Here is a 15,726-nt window from a genome sequence, read left to right as displayed (position 1 = left end):
CTGAAAGCAATCGTTGAAAAATAGACTACCCACGATTTGACTACAAGATCCGTCGATTTGCCTACATCCAAAAAACGCCAAATCATCACCTTTGTAATATCAAATTATCCAAAACAGAAAAACGCATGAAATCACAAAAAGTATGGTTTGTCACTGGTGCCTCTAAAGGGCTTGGGTTAACCTTAGTAAAAGAACTTCTCGCCCAGGATTATCTTGTTGTGGCGACTTCACGAACAAAACAAGCGCTAGAAGATGAAATTGGCGATCATGAAAATTTTCTGCCCCTTGAAGTAGACATCACCAATGATGCAGATGTCAACCGGGCAGTGCTTTCCGCCATTGACTATTTCGGCAGGATCGATGTCCTCGTTAACAATGCTGGATATGGGCAAACAGGTGCCCTAGAGGAACTCAGTGATCTAGAAACACGGCGCAACTATGATGTTAATGTCTTTGGCTCGCTCAATTTCATCCGGCATATTACACCTTATTTCCGTCGCCAACAATCCGGACATATTTTCAATATTGCATCCATCGGCGGCCTGGTGGGTAATTTTCCGGCATTCGGCGTATACTGCTCCACTAAATTTGCCGTTGCTGGTTTTACAGAAGCCCTCGCGGTCGAAATGCAGCCTTTTGGCGTCCATACAACACTCGTTTATCCAGGCTATTTCAGGACCGAATTTCTATCTGAAAATTCCATCCACACCGCAGCGAATCCAATAGCAGACTATATCTCGGCAAGGGAAACCGAAGCCGCACATCTACAACAGATTCACGGCAATCAAGCTAATGATCCACAAAGAGCAGCCATGTTATTGATCGAATTGAGTACAATGTCCAATCCACCATTCCATTTTCTGATGGGTGAAGATGCTTATGAACTCGCTAAAAATAAAATCAATGCTTTGACTGCCGAGATTGAAAAATGGAAAAGCTATACGGTATCCACGGGTTTTGAGCAGTCCGTTTAATAGCGCTTTAAAGCCGATCGTATCGAAGAATAACCCGTAATAACAAAGGATAAAATACGTAAATTTACAATTATGGAGAATACATTTCGCTTTCATTCCCTTTCGGAGTTCCATAGCTTTTGCGGACTGCCCAAGCCAGAACATCCATTAATCAGTCTGGTAGATTATAGTCAGGTCCACTACCCGATCAATGACACTAAATTAAATTGGATCCAGCACTTTTATTCGATCGGATTAAAGCGAAATGTAAACGCCAAATTTAATTATGGACAACAGCAATATGATTTTGATTCGGGGGTACTGACCTTTGTCTCGCCCCTACAATTTCTAAAAGTTGAGATCAATCAAGAGATCCGTACCGAGCCTAGTGGCTGGATTCTCCTGGTACATCCTGATTTTTTGTGGAATAGCGAATTGGCAAAGCATATCCATACATACGATTTCTTTCAATATGAAGTCAACGAAGCCCTTTTTCTTTCGGATAAGGAAGAAGCTACTATCGTGGATATTCTTCAGAATATCGAAAAAGAGTATCAGTCTAATATCGACAAATTCAGCCGCGAACTGATTCTCAAGCAGATCGAACGGCTGCTGATCTATGCCGAGCGGTTTTACGAGCGTCAGTTTATCACACGAAAAAAATCAACCCAAGAACTTGTCACACGATTTGAGCAACTCCTATCAGCGCAGTTTGAGCGGGACAAATTGCGGGAGCACGGTGTTCCAACGGTCAGTTTTCTGGCGCAGCAGCTCAATTTATCCCCCAATTATCTAGGCAGCGTCCTCCGAGTCTACACGCAACAAAATACGCAGCAGCATATCCAACACAAAATGATTGAATATGCCAAAGTTCGTCTGAGCACCAGCTCCTTGTCAATCAGCGAAATCGCTTACGAACTTGGATTTGAGCATCCACAATCTTTCAGCAAGGTATTTAAGAAAACTACGCAACAGAGTCCTGTTGAATTTAGGCAGCTGTTTCATTAAATCTCCTCTCAAAAAAACAAGTTTATGCGCATCCACCAGTTTTACTTTAGCTTTTTCTCAGCCTAAGTATACTTAAATCTTTACGGCAAAAAGCGATACTAACCACTGTTCTATTAACCCGAATAATACCCTTTCACACCGATTCCTATTGTCCAGAAGAATTTGGATTTTTCCAGGTCTTCGAGCAACATATCCACATTATCTTCATACTCACCTTCAGCCTTTATTGCTTCGATGTCTTCCTGGATATCCTCTTCGGTCATCTGTCGCCAGACACCAACTGAACTATTCAGAAAGGTATAGCAGTATCCCGCTTCGGAATCATCAACGGGGCCACTGTTTTTTTCACTCAGGATATTGAGCAGCTCCTCAGCCTCCACCTTAAAAGGGTTCAGCCCATAGATACTGATCTCCGTTTTTTCCGGAAATGGTCCGTTAATGCTTTCGATAAATTCGAGTTGCCCATGATCATTGAAATCCAGTCGCAATTCGAGCTCATCATAATAATACTGGCCATCCAGTGCATCCGACGGCGGTCCAAGAATAGCTTGCACCTCCATCTGTCCTGCGCCCAAAGCCACTGCCCCTATATGCTCAATATCAATCCCGACAAGCGGGATAAGTTCGATCTTTTTCATAACTACCAACCTCGTTTGCATTTATATTGTATAGAACATAAACTGTTTTACTAAAGTTAGAAAAAAATTGTAAAGCTAGCAGCTAAAAGAAGATCTTCTGACATCACTCTCTCTTCCACACTTCTTGCCATCTTGTAAATTCAGACGGTTTGATGCGAAAACGGGCAAAATTCCCTTCGTGTAGGGACAACAGTTCCGTATCGACAACCGTTATAAATTTCTGTCGGTCGCTTTCGGCAATCCGTTCAGCGTACTGTGCGATGGTGTTGACGGCCTGTTGATGAGCCATAGACTCAAGGATGATCTCCCGGATCACCTGTCGGATATCATCACGATACTGCATCCGCCACAGGTCGGGCTCTCCCAGAGACTGTTTGATGGCAGCATAACGCATTGCCGAACGCTTATAAGACCATATAAAAACATCTTTTAACAGGTCTATACGATTAAGTTCATAAACTCCAAGCAACCCTTTAACATACAATTCTTCGGGGACATCCACAAATGCCAATGGTGACAGATTACATTTGTTAAAAGGTATATTCGCTGCCAGGCGGGAAACGCGCTTATTGACATCATCAAAGGGCTGCAGATAAGGCAGCTGTACCATGATAAAGAGGGCCTGTTCGAATGGATCATCAATTGCCAACGCTTTACTCAGTAATGTCCTAAACAAGTCATCAATGAGCTGAGGTATGGCCAATGGTGTAAAAACAGATCTTGTGATACCCACCCCAAATGTACGCAGTCGACCGGCAGCGGCAGAATCCGGAAGAAGATTATCGGCTAACAGTGCGTGCAGATTGGTAATTGTATAGACATTAAAATCTATCTCCTCACCCCCCTGAACAAGAAATTCAATGGCTTCCTTATGATTAAGAATCATCTGGGCATCAGCGTCATCCTTTCGATCTGCTCTTTTACCCAAAGAGATCAGATATTGGGTATCTAATAGACTATAGGTATTTCCCTCCAGCCGACTTGAATTCCACGAAAGATCGATCAGCAGTCTCTCCAGTACCGATCTCGCATATGTTCCTGCGGGTTGATTTAACGTATTTGTCTGGCCGATCTCGACAAGCTTCCGTTTTTCATCATGACTTAGATAACTATCCACATTGGGACGGTAGTTCAGCAGAAAGTCAGCCTGATAACCAACGGGAATCCGTTCAGTCAGTGGGCGGCCAACAAGCATCTTAATTTCCTCCCCCTCAAAAGACAGGGGAATTTCTGCTGACTTTTCAAACGGAAATGAGGGTTCCTTTAGCATAGCTCCTTTTTCCGTCAGCGGTGAAAGATGATAAATCGTGGAGCGCATGTTACCGGATAGGTATACCGCTCCCTCCTCTTTCAATTTCTCTAGACGCCTTTGCAGCGATCTTGTCTCAATAAGTAATCCAGATGCTTCCCTAATCTCCTTCAATGAAGCTCCTTGCTCAAATTTGCCTAAAGTCTGTAAGATCCGATAGATCTGCTGTTCAATTTCTCGTTGTTTTCCCATAATACAGCTGCATTATTTGCGACAGTTATTACGACAAATTTACAAATAAAAATGTCGTAATATAGATTTATTACGACATTTTTTACTCCATTTTGTCGCAATAAACTCCTATCGCGACAAAACATAATAGTCGTTTTGCCTATTGGGGGAACAGGAAGTAGCCATATACCTTTTATCGTATTTCTGTTTTGGAATAATTAATTATTTCTAACTAATATGATAACTAACGTGATATTTTTCTATAATTAAATTAGCAAAAATATCCAACAATCTGGGGGAATAAATCCGGCTGCAAAAAAAAGCCTCCATCCGGAGGCTCTCTCATTATATATTATTTGGTGGTTTTTTTCTACCAATTGTCATTGGACTTGCTATCGTTGATGCTCCTTGAGAATTCAGCAATATACTTATTGATGAACGCATCTAATCCCTCCTGTAAACTCTTCCGGGCCACTTTACCATTGCTACCATACAATGCATTTTTTGACATGAAGTTATTCGTACCGTTCAGAGGATATTCAATCCCGCCCCGTGACTCAAAGTATTTGTAATTCGGTGCGAGTCTTATTTTCGCATCCTTGAAGTCTAATGTAATTTTGTAATAAAAATCATAGTATGTTTTTGATCCCAGATAGGTAGTATAAACTGCTTTCTGCTCCATGGCATCTATCACAATCTGCTCACCTTCTATTTTCGTCGTAACTTTCTCCGGATTATTATAATATGAATTCACATATTTTAGCGCCGCTTTATAGAGATCATTTTGTGATCTACCGGCGAAATTCAACACAACATAGTTTTTGGATTCATCGCTAGCATCTACAAAATCCTTCGGTGTTATTTTCATTGATTGTGCTTGCACAACTGCTGTAACGATACAAAACAATAAAACGGCAAAAAACTTCTTAGTCATTACTTGTAGTCTTTTCTCAATTTAAGAGTTATATTAATATACGCTACTATATTAACAGATATTATGCCAAAATCGTTAATCGGGCATTTAAATAATCATTTTAATCTTTATCTTTTATACTTCAAAGCTGTTCAAAGGAAAAGTAATGCTACTGTTCCTAAGTGATATCCGTTGTCCGGTAAACCGATGGCATTTCCATCAAGAATGCCTACTATGCCCCTGGTGCTCCCTTTTTCTATATTTCTATTGATCCAAAGGGCAAGGTTGTAAAAAGTGTAGCGGGATATTCAGCAGACTTGCAGCAACAGTTTACAACAATCATCGATAGTTTGTTGGTCGATTAAACTCCACACGACAAGATCACCATTGGTTGAAAATGAAAAAGCCCCTGCTATTGCTTGATATAATGTCCAACATATATAGTTTCCAAGCCTTCGGATTGATCTTGACTACTTTTTAGCTGCATATACTGCCGATAGGTAAATGTTTTATATTCAGGCTGCTCTTTCGCTTCGAGATAATATTTATAAAAGCGGAAATAGCTACTTTGGGGAGCCTCTTCTTTGATGAGAGTTTGACTGGTTTTGTTGACCACAAATAGCAGCGCAGTTTTAAGATGTTTAGCTATCCGCTCGGGGTCATATACATCGAAGTTTATTCCAAGATAGTACAACATCCCCTCTTTTTCCCATACTCTGCAGCTCACCTCTTTATCTTTGTAGTAAAAGTCTGTTTTCCCAAATTGCTGATCAAAATAACCAGCTAATAGTTCCGTTTCTTCAGTTGTCTGAATAGCTATTTTATAAGCCTGAATAGCCTTATCCTCACGATCCTCAAAAAATTCCACATTATTGGACGCATAGATATGCTTGTCATAACGATTGAGATTGCCGGCCAAAGCTATTCCACCAAACCGCATAACTGAGCTACTGTCACTGATGAATTTCATTGTCTCCTCCTCAAGAAAAGTTTTGTACGGATCTGTTTTCACCCCCAGCGTATTGAGCTGTTTCTTTTCGATTGGAAATCGCAGATCAGACAAATCAAATTGCTTTTGTTTACATGAGATACACAGCAAGACAGTCAGCTTACATAAGATTAGTAGTTTCCTCATTTCTCCACCTGCTTAGGCATACTTAAAATATCTTCCTGGTCCTTAGCTTCCTGTTTACTCAATTCCATCAGACCTAAATCAGGATGGTAAATAGATTGGTAGTTATTTGAAAAGATAAACCGAAAGTATCTGGCCGTTCCTGCGGCCTCCGCAAACTTTTTCGGTTCATCATAAAATGACTCCCTGCCCATATACTGTTCGCTCGGGGTTGCAAGTGCCCTACCCGTTTTATCCTTGTCCGACCATCCCCCCTGACGGTTAAAAAAGGAGATGTCAGATTTGTAGTTTTGATATTGCCCCTGATACACATGTGCCTTTTTCTTCGGATCTGTATACGTTATCTTAAAATTGATATCATCCACAAAATCAATCTTGTAGACCGTCTTTTCTTTGCTAAATATCAGCCTCATCTCGTTGTACTCCGAATTTGATGGCGATCTTTCGTATTTGGCTGTAAAATACCAGGCAGTATTTTGAAGCGGATAAGTCTCCGTAACCGGAAAGGTATAATCATCCGAAGAAAAAGGAAATTTTTGTCCTTTATCATAGATCAACAGGAATTTTATGGTATGAAGCCGCTTATTGTCAATGACGGTATCCCCGGCGATCATATACTTAACCACCGGATTGCTAAATTTTGCTTGATAGGTATTCGCGTCGATCTGCTCAAGCTTAGGCTCATAATCGAGCAAGCGCGCTCTAAAAACGCTAAGATCAACAGCAGTAAGGTAGGTCAGCAGCAGTTCATTTTTATTGTCCTGCTGTCTGGTGGAAAGTGACAGTCTTTCTTTCGTTTGCGGATGTATATAAAGGCTATCATTCACCCGCTGGAATCCCGTTGGTAGCAGGTAGGTTTCATTTAACTGGGCAATTTTATCCGCTTGAACTCCTTCATCCGTATATAGAAGAATGAAATTTCTTGGATAGAATTGCTGCGCAAACAAGCCTTTGCCCATACCGCATATCAACATCAGCAGACTTAACAACTTTGCTATTTTCACGTTCATTTTTTGCTTTTATAATCTCTTTGGTCATAAAGATAGGGATAACATCGCGGAAGGCAGGTCTATTTTAATATCCGCATTAGCTCAGTTACGATTCGCGAACTTCAGTAAAATATTGTTGACACCAGAGTTATACCTTAAAGGTAAAAGTTAACGCAAAATACAATAGTACGAGCCACATCAGGAGAAAGACACTGTTGACAAAAAGCAGGAACAAGCCCAAAGTCGTCAATCTTGATTTTATTGCAAAAATGAGCGCCAGTATCACCAATAGGAATATTAGAAATATACCTATCCCATCAAGATCATGCCGACTCAGCTGCTCCATGTAATTAAACAGCAGTATAGCCACGGCAATATGTAGGCAAGTCGCGATCAAGCTCAATCTGGCGTTTGACATAGCTTTTTTATAGCAAATATAATGTATTTGGTAAAAGACAATTATAGTCTCATTTCATCGGCTAAGCTAAACATATAAATCCAGACAGCCAGCTTTATCTATAAAAGCCTAGCATGAATACGCTAGGCTTTTATTTTTGGATCTATCCAGTAAGCAGTGTGGTTCGTATGGCTAAAAAATTCCATGGGTGTTACGTGACAGTCCATGGTATCCTGTAATCCCCCATCAGTATAGCTGACCAGTTCTTCGGAGGGGACAACCATTCCTGTCATGATAGCTGATTCATCCAGACAGTTCAAATCAGACAATAGGACATTGATATTGTTGGATACGACCCATTGTTCCATCTCTTCTTTGGTAACCTGCCGTACCCTTTCAGCCAAAAATTTAGCTTCTTCAAGCTCCTTTTCGACACTATTGGGATAAAACAGCTTGAGGAATGCAACATATTTATCAACATGTTTCGTGCGGATGGCCTCATTGCGCAAGAATTGCTTCTCCCCCAATTGTCCGTATTCTTTCGCGTATTTACGCAGTTCCAATTCCGACAATTCCCGATCAGACCAGTTTGCCAACTCCGACAGGGCATACACATCGGTGCCATGTCCATCACATTTATTCAGATATTCCCAGACATCCCCCTGAACGATTTTGGGCTTCTTATGTTCCAGGATGTTATATCCCTCGGCTATCCAGGCTTCAATTTGTTCCCGTTTCATATATCAATTTTTTAATAAATACCTACTCCCTAATCAAAAGATGCACATTGAACCAGGTCAAATCCGACAGCTTGTACGATCCGATGTGCTGATTACCTATCCTATAAACAATCGGTGGGAGCCGAAAGTTTCCCACTAAAAAAGAAAAGGCCAGGAACATACAAGAATCCTGACCTTATAACTAAGTTATCCATCAAATGGATTATTATAAGGACAATATTCAGTTGGAAATAGTTTAAAAAAGCTACAATTAGGCCCCTTTTCGCTAAAAGCTCTATTTTTTCTGCCAATTTATCATGTAAAATTTGACAGTTTTGGTGCAAAAATTTCAGTTTTTTAAGCTCGGTATTTTTTTTGTGGACTTATTTAACACAGTCGGCCGGCTGGCAAATTTAAATTATTGTTATACTTCATTAAAAGGAGGTTACTATGAAACTTGCAAAAAGAAACTGGAACAATTTTTCACTTTTTTCGCCCATGTTTGATAATTATAACCGTGAGCTTTTAAACTGGGACAACAAAAATTACTCATCCACAAGAACCACCGTTCCTGCGGTCAACATCAAGGAAAACGGAGACACCTTCGAAGTTGAGGTCGCTGCCCCAGGCATGGCAAAAGACGATTTCAAGGTGACGCTCGACGGCAACCTATTGACCATAGCTTCAGCTAAGGAGGAACAAAATGAGGAACATAAGGACAACTATACACGCCGGGAGTTCAGTTACCAATCTTTCCAGCGTAGCTTTGAGCTTCAGAAGGATGTAGTTGATCAGGATAATATCCAGGCACGCTATGAAAATGGTATGCTACGATTGACAATACCTAAAAAAGAAGAAGCCAAACAGAAAGAACCGCAGCTAATCGAAATATCCTAAAGATCCAAATAGCAACTTTAACTTGGTTAGCCTCCAATGGAGGCTAACCTATTTTTCAGTCTTTAATACAAGGATTATGAAAAGGTCAAATTATTATATTGAATTACAGATGTATTGCCATGGACGTTACATCACTATCGCCAGTTTCGACCAGAACAGCTGCGAAAAGATTATTCATGAATTATTTGATGAATTACTTGGTGACCATGAGGCCTCGGATATCCGACGATTGCGCATCAATCTTCTGCTCAATGATACAGCGGTTTCAAAAACACAATTAAGATCAATACACTGTACACTGGATGAACTGTCAGAAAACACCAAGATTATCATTAAGAAAACTTTCAGGGCAGTGAATTTCGACTGATGGCAAACTGCTCCAATATTCAGCATTAACTATCCGCTTACAGATCATTTAAGCACATTTTTTTTACAATCATTTTTTTCTTTCACCCTTGATTTTTATCAAATTCATTTTTAATTTGGGAGCGGTTTTTTCAAAAAAGGTATCTGATACCCAAACCGGCATTTTTTAAAAGCTAATATTCTATTTAAATATAAATTTTAGTTATTGGATCATGTTAACAGAATTACTAATTACAAAAACAGACCGACGTTTTTCTTTCAAGCCATTTTTTATCGCACTTATCGTGCTGGCAAACAGTTTCTACTTATCGGGGCAAACCGTGAAACCGCTCAAATCTAGCTTTGAAGCGAGGCTGATCAATATTGAAGCCCCCAGTAATGAACCATTTCGTTATACCACGACTCTAACGAATGGATCTGCACAATTGGTCAATTACAACCTTAACGCGCAGCTACCCGATGGATGGCAGATCAGCTATCGCGTAGAAGGCTCTCAAGTGACCTCTCTTCAGATGCAGCCAAATAAGGTATCGGAAATCAGCATTGAAATCAGCTGTCCGATCACAGCTAAGCCTGATAAATATAAAATTCCAGTACGGGCCATATCCCCGACAGATACGCTGCAGCTTGAGCTGGAGGCAGTCGTCAAAGGCTCCTATGCACTCGAGCTTACCACACCAAGTGGCAGACTTAGTGACGAAGTCGTATCCGGTGGTAGCAAGGAGATTTTGCTCAAAGTCAAAAATACAGGCACTCTTCCGCTCAATGCATTGGAACTTAGTTCCCAGCTCCCCAGCAGATGGGAAGCGACCTTCGATCCTTCAAATATCAAACAGCTCGAAGCAGGTAAATCTATCGACGTCAAGGTCAACCTAAAAGTTCCCGATAAAACCATCGCCGGTGACTATGCGGCCAAATTCGAGATCAAGTCATCCAACAGCAACGCCGATATTTCATTCCGTATGATCGTCAAGACCTCCTTGCTTTCTGGCTGGATCGGCATACTGGTCATCCTATTGGCAATAGGTTTGGTGTATTATCTCATCCGCAAATATGGCCGCAGATAAGAGCGCGAAAAAAAGATTATCATTATGAAGGATCCTATCATTCAATTGACAGGCCTGACCAAAAACTACGGTAAAGTTACTGCCGTAGACAAGTTGGACCTGCAGATTTATCCCGGAGAGATCTTTGGCCTACTCGGACCCAATGGTGCCGGAAAGACAACCAGTATTTTAATGATGCTGGGCCTGACCGAACCCACAGCCGGTACGGCCTATGTCTGTGGCCATAATGCCACGCGCAATCCCATCGCTGTAAAACGCAAAGTTGGCTACCTGCCCGACAATGTAGGTTTCTACCCGGATATGACGGCTTTGGAAAACCTATGTTTCATTGCCGAATTAAATGGACTTACAAAATCCTATGCTCAAGCTGCCGCCAAAGACATGTTGCATGTCGTGGGACTCGAACGGGAAATGCATAAAAAAGCGGGCGCATTTTCCCGCGGGATGAAACAACGTTTGGGCTTAGCCGAAGTCCTGATCAAGGCGCCCGAAGTTGCTATCCTTGACGAGCCTACGCTAGGCATTGACCCTAAGGGCGTCGATGAATTCCTGGAACTCATCAAGAAGCTCAGCCGAGAGCATAACCTTACAGTACTACTTTCTTCACACCACCTCCATCAGGTACAGCGTGTATGCGATCGGGTGGGCATTTTCGTTGGCGGTAAGTTACTGGTCGAAGGATCTATTGAAAGCCTGGCCCAAAGCCTACAGCAACAGCAAGGAGTCAGCACAGTTATTACTCTTGAACAGCCCCCGGGCGATAGTGCAACAATTGAACAAGCACTCCATGTGCTGCCCGGAATTCGCAAGCTTGCTATTACAGGGCATTCGATCGAATTGATAACTGACAACGATGCCACCGCGGCGGCCGTACGCGTTCTGGTCAACAATGGCGCTGACATTGTTTCCGTAAACCGCAACGACTACCAGCTCGACGATATTTATAATACATATTTTGAGAACAGCATAACAACAAATACTGTCTATGAAAAATCCAACGGTTTCTTCAAAAGATATCAATAACCGACCATCCGTTCCGATGCAGGTGCTGGTCCGCAAAGAAATCGCGGCACATATCCGCAGCTGGCGTTTTATTACACTGATCCTGCTCATCGTACTGACCTTCGGAGCATCCCTGTATGTTTCATCCATGGGACTCAAAGACGCTGTCAGCAATCTGCGCGATCCCGATCAGTCATTTCTATATCTAAAGCTCCTGACCACAACGGATAATTCCATTCCGCCCTTTCATGTTTTTTTAAACTTTCTAGCACCATTATTGGGCATAGCCCTTGGTTTTGACGCCGTCAATGCAGAATATAACAATGGGACACTCACCCGCTTGCTGGCACAACCAATTTACCGCGACAATCTGCTATTTGCCAAATTTCTGGCGCCGTTGGTTGTTGTGGGCACCTTATTTATTGCCCTGGTCCTGTTGATGATCGGTGGCGGACTCATGGGTACCGGCGTGCGGATAGAACCCCAGGAATTGCTCCGTATTTTCGGTTTCACCTTGACCAGTGTGCTGTATGTTGCCTTCTGGCTGAGCCTTTCCATCCTGTTGTCGATTCGCTTTCGCCAGCCGGCCACTTCAGCACTTACCGCAATCGGTATCTGGTTGTTTTTCACCGTCTTCTTTCCTATCCTGGTGAATTTGGCCATTCGACCATTTTTACCCAATCCCAATTATATTTCGGAGCAGGAATACATTGGCTATAATGAGCTGATCTTAAATCTGCTTCGTTTATCACCAAGTCAGCTCTATACCGATGCAACCACCACCTTACTGATGCCTTCGGTGCGCAGCCTAGGTCCTATTACCATGGAACAAATGGTAGGCGCCATCCCTTCACCCCTTTCCTTTCGGGAAAGTTTTCTGATGGTCTGGCCCCAGATCAGTGGACTCACCGCCGCCATGATGATCTGTTTTGCCTGGTCTTATTACATTTTTATGCGGAGGGAAATAAGGAGTTAATCGCATCTCTTGTCTATAGTAAAACAACAAAGGCTGCACTGCTTTATGAGCAGGCAGCCTTTATCAAGTATATAATGAATAAAAAATGGGTGCTTAATCTCTATTTTCTTTTTTGTATGCGTTGTAGAAGACAATCGGCAGGATCGAAAACGAAAGAATCATACAGATAATCAACCCACCGACGATCATAATGGCTAATGGTTTCTGAATTTCGGACCCCATTCCGTTGGACAGTGCCGCTGGCAATAAGCCCATCGCACCCATAAGCGCAATCATTAAGATTGGCCTGATCCGACTTTTTACGGCTTCGTAAATTGCAGGCTTCAAGCCCATTTTATTTAATAGATTTTCTTTCATGACACCGATTAAAACAATCCCGTCGATCGTGGCCACCCCAAAGAGAATAATAAAACCGATCCCAGCCGAAATCCCAAATGTCGTCCCCGTCATCCACAGGGATACAAACCCACCGATAAACGCAAAGGCAAGCGTCAGGGAGGAGATTAGTGTATCTTTTAGATTGCCAAAATTAGCATAGAGCAAGAGCAAGATCAATAGCAGTGAAACCGGAACCACCTGCATCAACTGTTTGGTAGCCCTTTCCTTGCTTTCAAACTCACCGGCCCAGACAACCTTGTAAGACTTGGGCAACTTAACGTCAGCCGCGATCTGTTTTTTTGCATCCGCAATGGTACTGCCCAGATCCCGACCCTCGATATTAAATCCAACCCCGATATAGCGGGAATTGCCATCACGATAGATAAAGGCCGGCCCCGTATGATAGTCTATGGTCGCTATTTCCCGCAGTGGTACCTTCTGATCGTTCATCGTCGGGATGATGATATTTCCGATCTTTTCGGGGCTATCGCGATACTGCTTCTGAAAGCGGAGACGGACGTCAAAGATACGCTCATTGTCATAAAAATGCGTCACCGATTGCCCCCCGATAGTCATCTCAATAACGGATTGTACATCCCTGGTCGACACCCCATACTTTGCCATTTTGGAGTCATGCAGCTGAATCCGTAATTCGGGTAAGCCGATATTTTTAAACACGTTTACATCCGTGATTCCATCGACCTTTTGAAGTGATTCGGCAAATTTATTGGCTTTATTCTCCAGATCCTGGAGGTTCTCACCAAAAATCTTGATCACCAGCGGACTTTTTACGCCGGCCACATATTCCTCCACATTATCCTGAATCGGCTGGCTAAAACCAAAATTGATTCCCGGGAAAGTCTGCAGGCTGTCGCGCATCTGCCCGATCAGTTTCTCTTTCGATATTTTCCGCTTCCACTCCCCCTCTGGTTTCAATTCAATATTAAATTCGATATTGAAAAAACCTGTCGGATCCGTTCCGTCATTGGGTCTACCCGTCTGCGTCATAATAAAATCAATCTCATCAAACTGCTTGATCAATTTGGTTTTCATCGTTTTGGTTAGCTTGACGGATTCCTCCAGGTTGACGCTATTGGGCAATGTCGCCCGGACATAAATGGCCCCTTCATTGAGCTTGGGCAGGAATTCCGAACCGTAATAGCTAAACCGCACCATACAGACAACCAGCGCCAGTCCAAAAATCCCCAGGGTCCATTTGGGATGATCAAAGGCCTTCTTGAAGCCTTTAAAAATTACCTTTCGGCTGACCCTAGTTATTTTATTTTCATCCTCTTTGATGTTCTTCTTCAGCAGATATTTACACATGGCAGGTACATAGGTCAGACTCAGGACCAAAGAGCCCAGCAGGGCGTAACCTAGGGTAAAGGCCAATGGTGAAAACATCTTTCCTTCCACCTTTTGAAAAGAGAAAATTGGCGTCAGTGCGACAATCAGGATCAATAAGGCAAAAAAGATATACCCTGCCACCGAGCCTGCACTTTTTTTAATGATGCCCAGCTTGGAGACCTTGTTGAAACGGGCCGTCCCCAGCCGATGTGCCTCCTTTTCCAGGGAGACAAAAACCGTCTCCACGATCACCAGCGTCCCCTCGAGCAATAGGCCAAAGTCCAATGCCCCCATGGAAATCAGATTCGCCGGCAGCCCCTGTATTTTCAATAAGATGATCGCAAACAGGAAGGCCAATGGAATCACCGAGGCCACAATAAAGGTCGTCTTCCAGTTGTTCAAAAAGATAAAGACAATGATCGAAACCAGGATAACCCCCTCAATCAGATTTTTCGACACCGTATGCACCGTATTATTCACCAATTTTGTTCGGTCAATCACCGGTTCAATCTTAACATTTTCCGGTAAGATACGGCCGTTCAATTCCTCAATTTTTTCTTTCAGGCGAGTCACTACTGCCGATGGATTTTCACCCCGGAGCATAATAACAATGCCTTGTACCAAGTCATCTTCCTCGTTGAGCCCCACCTGCCCAAGCCGTGGTTTGGCTCCCAATTCTATTTCAGCGACATGCTTGACCAAAATGGGCGTATTTCCTACCACCTTGATCAAAATATTGCCGATATCATCTATTTTGTCCAGCAGCCCCACGCCGCGCACAACATAGGCCTGATTTCCTTTTTGTATCACATCCCCGCCCACATTGATATTTGAGCGCGATACCGCTTCATATACATCCAAGGGCGAAAGGTTGTAGTTGGCCAGTTCCGTTGGATTGATCTTTATTTCATAGATCTTTTCTTCACCACCAAAGCTCACCACGTCGGCCACCCCGGGCACCCCGACGAGCTCCCGTTCGATCACCCAATCCTGAATGGCAGATACCTCTTTGATCGGCAGGTTGCTTTTGACCACATAGCGGAAGATCTCCCCTGTCGCCCCCGAAGGAGGTTCAATGGAGCTTTCCGCCCCTTCCGGCAATTCAATGGAACGCATCTTGTTTCCGGCATATTGCTGCGCATAGAAGTCTTCCACACCATCCTCAAACTGCACCGTCACGACAGAGAGCCCAAACAAGGAGATCGACCGTACATTCGTCTTTTTGGGGATGGTGTTCATTTCCTTGGTGACGGGCAGCGTGACGAATTTCTCAATCTCTTCGGCACTGCGTCCCGGCCATTGCGTGATGATCCGGACACGGGTATTGGTCACATCCGGAAATGCTTCGATCGGCGTATGCAGGTAAGCGAAAATTCCGCCGAACAATAATGCCAGCGTAAAAAATAGCACCACCAGGGAATGTTTCAATGAAAATGAAACGATATTTTGTACAACTTTCTTCAT

The 15,726-nt window shown here is 42.9% G+C and carries 15 protein-coding genes; 7 read left to right on the top strand and 8 right to left on the bottom strand.

Annotation, left to right across the window (positions count from 1 at the left end; all coding sequences use genetic code 11):
• The first annotated feature begins 125 nt into the window (after positions 1–125).
• A complete protein-coding gene (locus OGI71_RS26610; protein ID WP_282253199.1) occupies positions 126–974 on the top strand; it encodes an SDR family NAD(P)-dependent oxidoreductase in 849 nt (282 codons plus the stop codon).
• 72 nt (positions 975–1,046) lie between these two features.
• A complete protein-coding gene (locus tag OGI71_RS26605) occupies positions 1,047–1,961 on the top strand; it encodes a helix-turn-helix transcriptional regulator (RefSeq protein WP_282253198.1) in 915 nt (304 codons plus the stop codon).
• A 113-nt stretch (positions 1,962–2,074) separates the two neighbouring features.
• Here OGI71_RS26605 and OGI71_RS26600 read toward each other — a convergent pair whose 3' ends face one another.
• From OGI71_RS26600 to OGI71_RS26570, 7 genes are all read right to left on the bottom strand, one after another.
• The gene (locus OGI71_RS26600) at positions 2,075–2,599 is read right to left on the bottom strand and encodes a hypothetical protein (protein WP_282253197.1); all 525 of its coding nucleotides are present in this window, start codon (positions 2,597–2,599) and stop codon (positions 2,075–2,077) included.
• 103 nt (positions 2,600–2,702) lie between these two features.
• A complete protein-coding gene (locus OGI71_RS26595) occupies positions 2,703–4,100 on the bottom strand; it encodes a Fic family protein (RefSeq protein ID WP_282253196.1) in 1,398 nt (465 codons plus the stop codon).
• Positions 4,101–4,449: 349 nt separating this feature from the next.
• Positions 4,450–5,013: a DUF4468 domain-containing protein gene (locus tag OGI71_RS26590; protein WP_282253195.1), complete on the bottom strand. Its 564-nt coding sequence runs from the start codon at positions 5,011–5,013 to the stop codon at positions 4,450–4,452.
• Positions 5,014–5,404: 391 nt separating this feature from the next.
• The gene (locus tag OGI71_RS26585; protein WP_282253194.1) at positions 5,405–6,127 is read right to left on the bottom strand and encodes a hypothetical protein; all 723 of its coding nucleotides are present in this window, start codon (positions 6,125–6,127) and stop codon (positions 5,405–5,407) included.
• Positions 6,124–7,134 carry a hypothetical protein gene (locus OGI71_RS26580; RefSeq protein WP_282253193.1) on the bottom strand — a complete coding sequence of 337 codons (1,011 nt, stop codon included), beginning with the start codon at positions 7,132–7,134 and terminating at the stop codon, positions 6,124–6,126. The genes OGI71_RS26585 and OGI71_RS26580 overlap by 4 nt, the downstream gene beginning before the upstream one ends.
• Before the next feature lie 127 nt (positions 7,135–7,261).
• The gene (locus OGI71_RS26575) at positions 7,262–7,531 is read right to left on the bottom strand and encodes a hypothetical protein (RefSeq protein WP_282253192.1); all 270 of its coding nucleotides are present in this window, start codon (positions 7,529–7,531) and stop codon (positions 7,262–7,264) included.
• A 122-nt stretch (positions 7,532–7,653) separates the two neighbouring features.
• On the bottom strand, positions 7,654–8,250 hold the full coding sequence (locus tag OGI71_RS26570) for a hypothetical protein (protein WP_282253191.1): 597 nt from the start codon (positions 8,248–8,250) through the stop codon (positions 7,654–7,656).
• A 429-nt stretch (positions 8,251–8,679) separates the two neighbouring features.
• On the opposite strand from OGI71_RS26570, the gene OGI71_RS26565 reads away from it, so the two are divergent.
• The 5 genes from OGI71_RS26565 (at position 8,680) to OGI71_RS26545 (ending at position 12,537) form a co-directional block, all read left to right on the top strand.
• Positions 8,680–9,126 carry an Hsp20/alpha crystallin family protein gene (locus tag OGI71_RS26565; protein ID WP_282253190.1) on the top strand — a complete coding sequence of 149 codons (447 nt, stop codon included), beginning with the start codon at positions 8,680–8,682 and terminating at the stop codon, positions 9,124–9,126.
• A 76-nt stretch (positions 9,127–9,202) separates the two neighbouring features.
• The gene (locus OGI71_RS26560) at positions 9,203–9,493 is read left to right on the top strand and encodes a hypothetical protein (protein ID WP_282253189.1); all 291 of its coding nucleotides are present in this window, start codon (positions 9,203–9,205) and stop codon (positions 9,491–9,493) included.
• Between the two features lie 211 nt (positions 9,494–9,704).
• Positions 9,705–10,559 carry an NEW3 domain-containing protein gene (locus tag OGI71_RS26555; RefSeq protein WP_282253188.1) on the top strand — a complete coding sequence of 285 codons (855 nt, stop codon included), beginning with the start codon at positions 9,705–9,707 and terminating at the stop codon, positions 10,557–10,559.
• 24 nt (positions 10,560–10,583) lie between these two features.
• The gene (locus tag OGI71_RS26550; protein WP_282253187.1) at positions 10,584–11,582 is read left to right on the top strand and encodes an ABC transporter ATP-binding protein; all 999 of its coding nucleotides are present in this window, start codon (positions 10,584–10,586) and stop codon (positions 11,580–11,582) included.
• The gene (locus tag OGI71_RS26545; protein ID WP_282253186.1) at positions 11,545–12,537 is read left to right on the top strand and encodes an ABC transporter permease subunit; all 993 of its coding nucleotides are present in this window, start codon (positions 11,545–11,547) and stop codon (positions 12,535–12,537) included. The genes OGI71_RS26550 and OGI71_RS26545 overlap by 38 nt, the downstream gene beginning before the upstream one ends.
• A 93-nt stretch (positions 12,538–12,630) precedes the next feature.
• On the opposite strand, the gene OGI71_RS26540 is transcribed toward OGI71_RS26545, so the two are convergent.
• The gene (locus OGI71_RS26540; RefSeq protein WP_282253185.1) at positions 12,631–15,726 is read right to left on the bottom strand and encodes a CusA/CzcA family heavy metal efflux RND transporter; all 3,096 of its coding nucleotides are present in this window, start codon (positions 15,724–15,726) and stop codon (positions 12,631–12,633) included.

Origin of the sequence: Sphingobacterium sp. ML3W, assembly GCF_029542085.1 — a bacterium.
In the GTDB taxonomy this organism is placed as follows: domain Bacteria; phylum Bacteroidota; class Bacteroidia; order Sphingobacteriales; family Sphingobacteriaceae; genus Sphingobacterium.
The sequence above is the reverse complement of the archived record's forward strand: the minus strand, read 5'-3'. Positions and strand labels throughout refer to the sequence as shown.